The 8,483-nt window shown below is 54.1% G+C and carries 8 protein-coding genes; 5 read left to right on the forward strand and 3 right to left on the reverse strand.

Translation table 11 applies throughout. The features are described 5' to 3' along the window. Nucleotides 1-579 (reverse strand): hypothetical protein (locus NTW95_02515; protein MCX6556293.1); only part of this gene is annotated, 579 nt, incomplete at its 3' end. A gap of 5 nt (nucleotides 580-584) precedes the next feature. Further along, nucleotides 585-1,118 (reverse strand): DUF350 domain-containing protein, encoded by a 534-nt coding sequence (locus NTW95_02520; protein MCX6556294.1) that lies wholly within the window; start codon nucleotides 1,116-1,118, stop codon nucleotides 585-587. Between the two features lie 294 nt (nucleotides 1,119-1,412). Between NTW95_02520 and NTW95_02525 the strand changes: the two genes are divergently transcribed. Beyond that, nucleotides 1,413-3,509, forward strand: coding sequence for a hypothetical protein (locus NTW95_02525; protein MCX6556295.1), 2,097 nt, complete (start codon nucleotides 1,413-1,415; stop codon nucleotides 3,507-3,509). Between the two features lie 79 nt (nucleotides 3,510-3,588). Here NTW95_02525 and NTW95_02530 read toward each other — a convergent pair whose 3' ends face one another. Then, entirely contained in the window at nucleotides 3,589-5,670 is a 2,082-nt protein-coding gene (locus NTW95_02530; protein MCX6556296.1) for an adenosylcobalamin-dependent ribonucleoside-diphosphate reductase, read from the reverse strand. 157 nt (nucleotides 5,671-5,827) lie between these two features. On the opposite strand from NTW95_02530, the gene NTW95_02535 reads away from it, so the two are divergent. From NTW95_02535 to NTW95_02550, 4 genes are all read left to right on the forward strand, one after another. Beyond that, nucleotides 5,828-6,304: a hypothetical protein gene (locus NTW95_02535; GenBank protein ID MCX6556297.1), complete on the forward strand. Its 477-nt coding sequence runs from the start codon at nucleotides 5,828-5,830 to the stop codon at nucleotides 6,302-6,304. Continuing rightward, the gene (rsmH, locus tag NTW95_02540) at nucleotides 6,297-7,157 is read left to right on the forward strand and encodes a 16S rRNA (cytosine(1402)-N(4))-methyltransferase RsmH (GenBank protein ID MCX6556298.1); all 861 of its coding nucleotides are present in this window, start codon (nucleotides 6,297-6,299) and stop codon (nucleotides 7,155-7,157) included. The genes NTW95_02535 and rsmH overlap by 8 nt, the downstream gene beginning before the upstream one ends. Further along, nucleotides 7,154-7,453 carry a cell division protein FtsL gene (locus tag NTW95_02545; GenBank protein ID MCX6556299.1) on the forward strand — a complete coding sequence of 100 codons (300 nt, stop codon included), beginning with the start codon at nucleotides 7,154-7,156 and terminating at the stop codon, nucleotides 7,451-7,453. The genes rsmH and NTW95_02545 overlap by 4 nt, the downstream gene beginning before the upstream one ends. Further along, nucleotides 7,443-8,483: penicillin-binding transpeptidase domain-containing protein (locus tag NTW95_02550; protein ID MCX6556300.1), on the forward strand; the 1,041-nt coding region annotated here is incomplete at its 3' end. The genes NTW95_02545 and NTW95_02550, both read left to right, overlap by 11 nt.

Below are 8,483 nucleotides of genomic sequence, written 5' to 3' on the forward strand. Positions count from 1 at the left end.
GGCCAGCAGCAGCGATTTGCAGTCGCAGTCCCCGTACTGTTCGTAAAGGCAGACGAGGGGCGGGAAGAAGGAATTGATGAACTTGTTGCCGTAGTAGTACGGCGGCTTCTGGTAGCGGACGGTTTGGACGAAGAACAGGAATTCGGCGAGCAAGGCCCCGGTGGCGGGCAGCGGCGCCAGCGCCTGCCGCAGGGCGGCGGTCAGGCCGGGGAAATATCCCAGGTTGCGGCGGAATATACCGGCATAATCTACCATGTAGATCTCCTTGCCTTGGTAGACGGCGACGCGCTGGAACCCTCGCTTTTCGAACATCAGCGTGCTCTCCATGCCGCGCGGGACCCCGAACTGGCTCAGCTCGTTCCTGACGTCGGCTTTGGCGAGCGCGAAATCGATGTGCCGCGCCTGCTTGTCGGCGCCGGTCCAGTCGAAAGCGCGCCGGTAGGAATCGCCCTCGGCCGGAGAGGCCGGCGGCGGACTTCCGGCTGCCAGCGCCCGGGGCGGGGCGGCCTGGGAGAGGAAGAGAACCAGCAGCAGCAGTGCCAGGGCGGTGGCCAGCGCGGGGGGGTGCCGCTTTTTCATCGGTCTTAAAGCAGCTTCAGCGAGTTGAAAAGCGCCAGGGTGATGGTGCTGATGATCGATTCGATGAACATGCCCAAAACGATCACGGTGATGCCGATGACCACCGCGACGGCTATATTCCCTTTTTTAATCTCCTCCCATTCATCGATGTCCCTGGTTAAGCCGATGAGCAGCTTCAGGGCCAAGAATACGACCAAAGCTCCTGAAATCAGAGCCACGACCAATGAGGCCATGACGCCGAGGATGAATAACAACCCCGTCTTGAGGGTGATGCCCGCGGGGTAATTGATGTACCACACGTTCATGATCGGCTTGATCGTTTCAAAGCACATATGCCCGATGGTCCAGATGAATGCCCCGAGCACCATGGCGGTGGCGACGTTGTGGTGCTTGACGATCTCCTTCTTTTCCTGGATGTTTTTGCGGGTCAGGAACAACAGGATCCAGATGCTGCCCAGCACGGAAACGATGGCGGCCGCGAAGATCAATGCCAGGTAGATCAGGGTGGATACCAAATGAAAGCCGTTATTTTCTATCATGGGCTACCTCCACGCACATCAAGCATTATAGATGTCTGGAAAAAAAACATCAACGCAACCGGCTGCAGTTTGTGCAGGTTAAGCGTTTTTCAACATTTGGGCCGATGCCGCAAAAGTGATGAGTGTCGGGATTTATGTTTTACATTTGAAACAAAAAGAAGGTAGTTTATTTCCGAGTGACCCAAAAACAGGACATAAATATGTATAATTGCTGGCAAGAGCTATGCATGCAATAAGCCTGAAATAATCGATTACTAGTTAAAAGGTGGAGGAAAAAGAGTTATGATGAGTTTAATGAAAATCAAAAAGAGTTTGGTTTTTATGCAACTGATCGTCATGAGCCTGACCTTCCCTGTTTTCGCTCAGCAGGAGCAGCAGAAAGAATACGTGCAGGTGGTCAACGTGGAGTTGATCCTGCGGGTGCTAAAAGATGGGGCTCCGGTCGGCGGGCTGAAGAAAAGCGACTTCACCCTCACTGAAGACGGCGAGCCGTGTGAGATAAATGGCTTTTTCGAAAATCACCGCAGCATTGCCCGCGCCGGCGAATCTAAAAAACAATTGCAGCAGCCGCGTTTGTACCTTCTGTTTTTTTGGGTCGGCAATCCCGCCGCCGACGTCGAGGGCGTTCTTGACAAGTTTTTCTCTACGATATACCGCGATGTCACGCAATACACGTGGGCGGTTAAGGAATATCAACTCCGCGAATTATCAACCGATATGACCGCTTTTGAAGCGATGGCCAATTCATTGATCCCTATTAAAAATGACAAATTCGCCCTGGTCTTTTTTCAACATGACACCCTGCCTCTCTTCGATATTTCCAAGGTGAGTGACGAGTGCTTGTTGAATGGAATTAATGAAAAAACTATTGTTGCGTTGAAAGATGAAATTGGAAAAATCGAAATCCAGGCAAAAATCTTTTTCAATTTCCACCGCTTTTCGGAAAAACTGAAATCGTTATTTATTCAGGCCAATACCCAATTCCATCTGCTATTCCTCAGCCCCGATAGAAGTGACGTGCATGCCAATGTAAGCTCCAAACTCCCGCTCATAAAAAGCGAGGAGGTTTTCTCCAACTGGGACCAGGTCCTGCGGGAAATCAGTAAAAATACCGGGGGACTTATGATGGACGGTGACCGCATGGTTGATGCTTTGGATCAAGTCACAGCATTTGAGGATATTTATTACCAGTTCACCTATGTTCCCCAGGGGCAAGGGACAAAAAAACGGAAAATCGACATCCGCGTCAATCAACCGGAAATGCAGGTGATCTATGGTCGGACGCTGGAAATGAAAGAATTGCCGCTGGTGAAAATCGCTGAAATATCCGCTAGCAGCCGGCTCATTCGTCTTGGGGTCGTCGATTTCTACGCCATCGCCAAAGATGGCGTTCCCACCGGATTGGTGAATATATATGTGACCGGCAAGCAAACGGACAATGAACCGTCGCGGCTCCTCATTTCCCAGGCAAGCGAAACCGCCGGAACGATCGATTTGCCCTTTGCCTTTCCGCAGTCGGGTTCCTGGGATCTCGAAGTACGGGTAGTCGACCAGATCACGGGGCAGCAGGACGTGAAAAAAGCACAGGTTGAAATAGCACCCGCCGTTCCTACTCCTGCTCCGGACAATGAGTCCGATCCCGCCCTGATTGCCTTACTGTCCAAAGGGGCCGCTTACGCGGAGAAGCTGAAGAAAACGGCTTTCAGTTTTTTTTGCCGGGAAGATGTGACCCAGGAAGTGTTTGCAACAAACTCCAGATTCAGACCTTTTTCACGAATCTACTGGATATATGATTATCAGATCATCGGCGGGGATGGAAAAATCACGGAAAACCGGGTGTTGCTGGAGAAAAACCGGAAAGAATCGCACCAGGAAAAAGCTCAACTGGAGACCATGTACCGTTCTTTTTATTCTTTTTATATGCCGGTGACCGTTTTGGCCGGTGAAAAGCAACATTTGTACCAATATCGGCTATTGAGCAAAAAAAAGAAGATTTGGCATATCGCGGCTGTCCGGCGTGATCCTTCGCTGCCAATCCCTTGGGGGGAAATATGGATCAGTGAAGAGGATGGGGCCGTCTTGAAGATTCAAATCGAACAAACTTCGATTGTCGGATTTGAAAAATTAGCCGAAAAACTAAAAAAGCGAGGCTTGGTGCCGGCAATCACGACCATTCACGAATACGACATAGAAAAAAACCAGATCCGCTTTCCCAGCAAAACAATCTTTATTGAAAGATACAACTCGGATTTTGTGCCAACAAAAGAATGGAGCTCAACGGTATTTGTAGGATATGGTCATTCCTCATTTGAACACTCACGGACATATTTTGAATATGAAGATTACCGCTTTTTTTATGTTACGGCCAGCGTCAAGGTAAAAATCGAGTAAAGCATCCAGCCCTGGCAAGGTTACCACTATATCTTTATTGGTGATGCAACAGAACAAAAAAATAGTCTGCGGCGGGTGTTCAAACGCCGTTGCATTTCGACCAGCCGCAGGTCGCGCAGGTCGGGCACTTTTCATCGTTCAAAGCGGTGCCGCAGAGCGGGCATTTGCTCACGTGCATGTCCTGGTGCTTGACATTGACGGCGCCTATATGGGTTTCCAGGACCTTGGCGATGGCGTCGGGGATCGATTGGATCAACTGGCCGTTGGTGAAGATCGGCTCGGCGCCGCCGATGCCCTTCAGCTGGTTGACCACTTCCTGGGTGGGGATGCCGCTGCGCAGGGCCAGCGATATCAGGCGGCCGCTGGCCTCGGCGTCGGCCATGGTCGAGTAGCCGCTCTTGCCGATGGAAGCGAATACTTCAAAGGGCTTCTTGTTGAAATAAGTGACCGTGATGTAGAGGTTGCCCAGCCCGGTCGAAATCTTATGGGTGGTCGAAGGGATGGCGTCGGGGCGGCCCAACGGCGTCGGCTTCTCGCTTCCGGCCTTGTTCAGCACCTGCAGGGCGCGGCAGCCGTCGCGGTATACGGTGATGCCCTTGATGTTCATGTCGAAAGCCATCAGGTAGGCGGCGGCGATGTCCTTGCGGGTGGCCGCGTTGTTGAAATTGATGGTCTTGGAAACGGCGCTGTCCACGTATTCTTGAAAGACGGCCTGCATCTTCAGGTGATCGATCGGGGAAATTTCCTGGGTGGTGATGAAATAGCCGGGCGCGGCTTCATCGGGGTGCTTCTCCTGCCATTGCTGGAACAGGGGGTGAATGTCGGTGATTTCCCCATCCAGGATTTTGGAGACCACCCGGAAGGCGAAAATCGGCTCGATGCTCGACGAGCAGCCGGCGATGCGGGAAATGGTCCCGGTCGGGGCGATAGTCAACACCGAGGCGTTGCGCATTTTTTGGCCCTGGTAGATGGATTTTTCGATGTTGGGGAAACTGCCGCGAGTTTCAGCCAGCGCACGCGAGGCGGCCACGGCTTCCTCCTTCATGAAGCGGATGATCTTGCTGCCAAGGTCGCGGGCTTGGTCGCTATTGTAACCGATGCCCATCTGGATCAGCAGGTCGGCAAAGCCCATGAGGCCGAGGCCGATGCGGCGGTTGGACTTGGCCATCTTATCGATCTCCGGCAGCGGATACAGGTTGACTTCGATGACATCGTCCAGGAAACGGATGCCCAGCTGGATGAGCTCGCGGAATTTCGTCCAGTTCAGCCGCTCCGGCGATTTCCTGTCGAACACGTTCATCAGGTTGATCGATCCGAGATTGCAGGCTTCGTAGTCATGGAGCGGCTGTTCGCCGCAAGGGTTGGTGGCCCGGATCGGCCCCTGAAGAGCGGTGGGATTCAGCTGGTTGACCTTGTCGATGAAGATCAGGCCCGGATCGCCGTTGCTCCAGGCTGAATCGACGATCAGCTCAAAGACTTCCCGGGCGCTGGCCTGGGCGACCGCCTGGCCGTCCATGGGATTGATCAGGTCGTAGCTGGTTTTGTTCTTGACGGCTTGGATGAAAGCCTCGCTGATGGCCACCGATATGTTGAAGTTCTGGGCGGTGACGCCGTCGCGTTTCATGGTGATGAAAGACGTGATGTCGGGATGGTCCACGCGCAAGACCCCCATGTTGGCGCCGCGGCGGGTGCCCCCCTGCTTCACCGCTTCGGTGCCGGCGTCGATGACGCGCAAAAAAGAGACAGGTCCGGAGGCGATGCCCTGGGTCTTGCGCACGAAACTCCCTGCCGGCCTGACCCGGGAAAAATCGAACCCGGTCCCGCCCCCCTCCTTGTGAACCAGGGCGGCATTCTTCACTGTTTCGAATATCCCGTCCAGCGAATCCTCGATCGGCAGCACGAAGCAGGCGGACAGGCACATGTTTCGCTCGGCGCCGGTCAAAGTCGGGGAATTGGGCATGAAATCCTTCTGCATCATGGCTTGAAAAAAATTTTCTTCCCAGAGTTTCTTGTCGGCTTCGTTCTTTTCTGCCTTGGCAATGAAGCGGGCCACGCGGCGGAACAAATGCGAGGGTTTGCTCTCCACCAGGGTCCCTTTTTCGTCTTTTTTGAAATAACGGGCTTTCAAAATTTTCATTGCATTTTCAGAAAAATTCTCCATGAAACTCTCCTTAGGCAGTAAATATAGTTGCTCGCCAATTATAGGACGCTAAATATAGCGTGTCAAGATGTTTTTAAAAAAAAATATTTTAAAAAAATTCTTGACAATCAAGATATATATATACTATCATTGGTGGGAGAAAATGGGACAAAATGGGATGAAAAAACATTTCAGAGGCAGTTATATCGCCAAAATCGACGACCGCGGCCGGGTCAAGATTCCCGCCCAATACCTGGCCACCCTGGAGCAGGGATTCGGAAAAGAGGTCTACCTGACCTCGCTTAACGGTGATCATGTTTTATTCTACCCCATGCAGGTCTGGGAGGAAATAGAAAAAAAAATCGCCAGGATCCCGATGCGCGATCCGGACCTGGAAGAATACATCAGCCGTATCAGTTTCTGGGGCAGTGAAACTGAAATTGACCCCAAGGGCCGCATCCTCATCCCCTCCGATCTGCGGCAAAGCAGCACGCTGGAAGACAACCTGCTGATCCTTGGCAAGATCGATTACCTGGTGATCTGGAACAAGGATGCTTTCACCGGCAAGTACATGGGCGGTCAGTTCAGTGACGAAAAGCTGCAAAAGGTGTCGAGGCTGCTCAATGAATTTTCCACATTACCCAGTCATGAGTAAGGAGGTCCTTGAAATCTTTCAAGGATCGGCCAAAAAACTTTTCGTCGATTGCACCGTGGGCGCCGGCGGCCACAGCACCCATATCCTCACCGCCTTCGCGGGCGCCCGAATGATCGCCATTGACCAGGATGAAGAGAGCATCGCCCTAGCCAGGGCGAACCTGAAGGTTTTCGGGCGGCGCGTTCGTTTCCATCTGGGCAGCTTCGGCGATCTCTTCGAGGATTTTAACTGCCGCAGGCTGGCCGTCTCCGGCATACTTGTCGATCCGGGGATTTCCACGGTGCAGCTGAAAAAAGGCCAGCGCGGTTTTTCCCATTCCCTGGACGGGCCGCTGGACATGCGCAAAAACCAACGACAGTTGCTCACCGCGGCCGACGTGCTCAATACCTTCGCCGAGAAAAAACTGGCGGACATTTTCTCCCGCTACGGCGAATTCGCCGCGGCCGAGCGCCTGGCTAAGAAGATCATCGAGAAAAGGCTGTTCGCCCCCCTGCAATCGACGGTCCAGCTGCGCCTGCTGGTCGAGGAGGTCACCCGCTGGCGGCCTCGTCCGGGGCTGGTCCATCCCGCCGCCAAGGTGTTCCAGGCGCTGCGTATTTTCATCAACCATGAACTGGAAGGGATCGAAGCCTGGCTGCAGCAGATACCCGCCAACCTGCGCCCGGGCAGCCGCGTTGTTTTCATCACCTATCATTCGCTCGAGGACCGGTTGGTCAAACAGGGGTTCCAGCGGCTGCAGCAGGCCGGGCTGGTCAGGCTGCTCCGTCCTTTCCCCGGCTTCCCCGGCAGCGAAGAATTGTCGCAAAACCTGGCTTCGCGTTCGGCGAAGCTGCGGGCGCTGGAGGTGGCATGAACAAGCCGGGCAAGACCCCGTCCGCTTTCCGCCTGGCCACCCTCGCCTTTTTCATCTTCGTCATCCTCTTTATCTATTCCGCTCTGAACCTGAAAAATGTCGACCTGGGCTACCGACAGCACGAGCTGCTGCAGCAGGAAAAAGCCATGCGCGCCGACATCGACCGCCTGCAGGCGCAAAAGGCGTCCCTGCTGAACCTGGAACGCATGGAAAAAATCGCCATCGAGAAACTGGGCTACCAGTATCCCGAAGCGGGGCAGATTATCAAAGTGGTCATCGCCGACGATGAAAATTAATACCCAGGGCAAGAAGAGGTTTTTTTTCCTTTCCATCATTTTCTTCGTCTGGATTTTTTTCATTGCCTTCAAGCTGTTCCAGCTGCAGGTCATCGATTACAACACCTATATGGCCAAGGTCAAAGCCCAGATCAACCGCATCGAAGAGCTCCATTCCAAGCGCGGCACCATCACCGACCGCAACGGCGAGATCCTGGCCATTTCGCTGCAATCCAAGTCGGCATTCCTCAGCAACAAGGACGCGGAGGTTTCTTTGGCCGTGTTCCGCGATTTTTGCCGCCGGCTGTCGCTCAGCAGTTCGCAAAAACTGAAAGTGATCAAGCGGATTCGCCGCGGCGAGAAATTCATCTGGCTGAAGCGCAAGCTGACCGACGACGAATACCGGCAGGTCCTGCCGCTGGCCCTGAACAGGCAAACGGCCGGGACCATCGATTTTATCGACGAATACCGCCGGGTCTATCCGCAAAAAAAAATTGCCTCGCATATCCTGGGCGGCGTGGGCATCGACGAACAGGCCCTGGGCGGAATCGAGACCAGCCTGGATTCCGAGATCAAGGGCCGCGGCGGCAAGCTCAAGGTGCTGATCGACGCCCGCAAAAAGATCTTCCAGTTCAAATACCTGGAGCAGCCGGTGGCGGGCAAGGATATCCATCTGAGCATCGACGCCGCCCTGCAGTTCTTGGTGGAGCGGGAATTGGCCGCCACCGTGGAAAAATACCAGGCCGCGGGCGGAGCCGTCATCGTCATGAACAGCGCCGATGCCTCCATCCTGGCCATGGCCAGCTATCCCGACTATGATCCGGAGGAGATCTGGCGCACGCCGCCCCCAGCCCTGAAAAACAAGGCGATCTCCTTTCTGTACGACCCCGGTTCGACCTTCAAGATCGTTCTGGCGGCCGCGGCTCTCGAAAACCGGGCCTGCGCCCTCAATGACATGTTCAACTGCCACAACGGCGTCTACCAGGTCAGGGACAGGCAGATCACCGACGTGCATCCGTTCGCCCGCCTGTCTTTCGAGGATGTGTTCATC

It is taken from the genome of Candidatus Aminicenantes bacterium (assembly GCA_026393795.1).
In the GTDB taxonomy this organism is placed as follows: domain Bacteria; phylum Acidobacteriota; class Aminicenantia; order UBA2199; family UBA2199; genus UBA2199.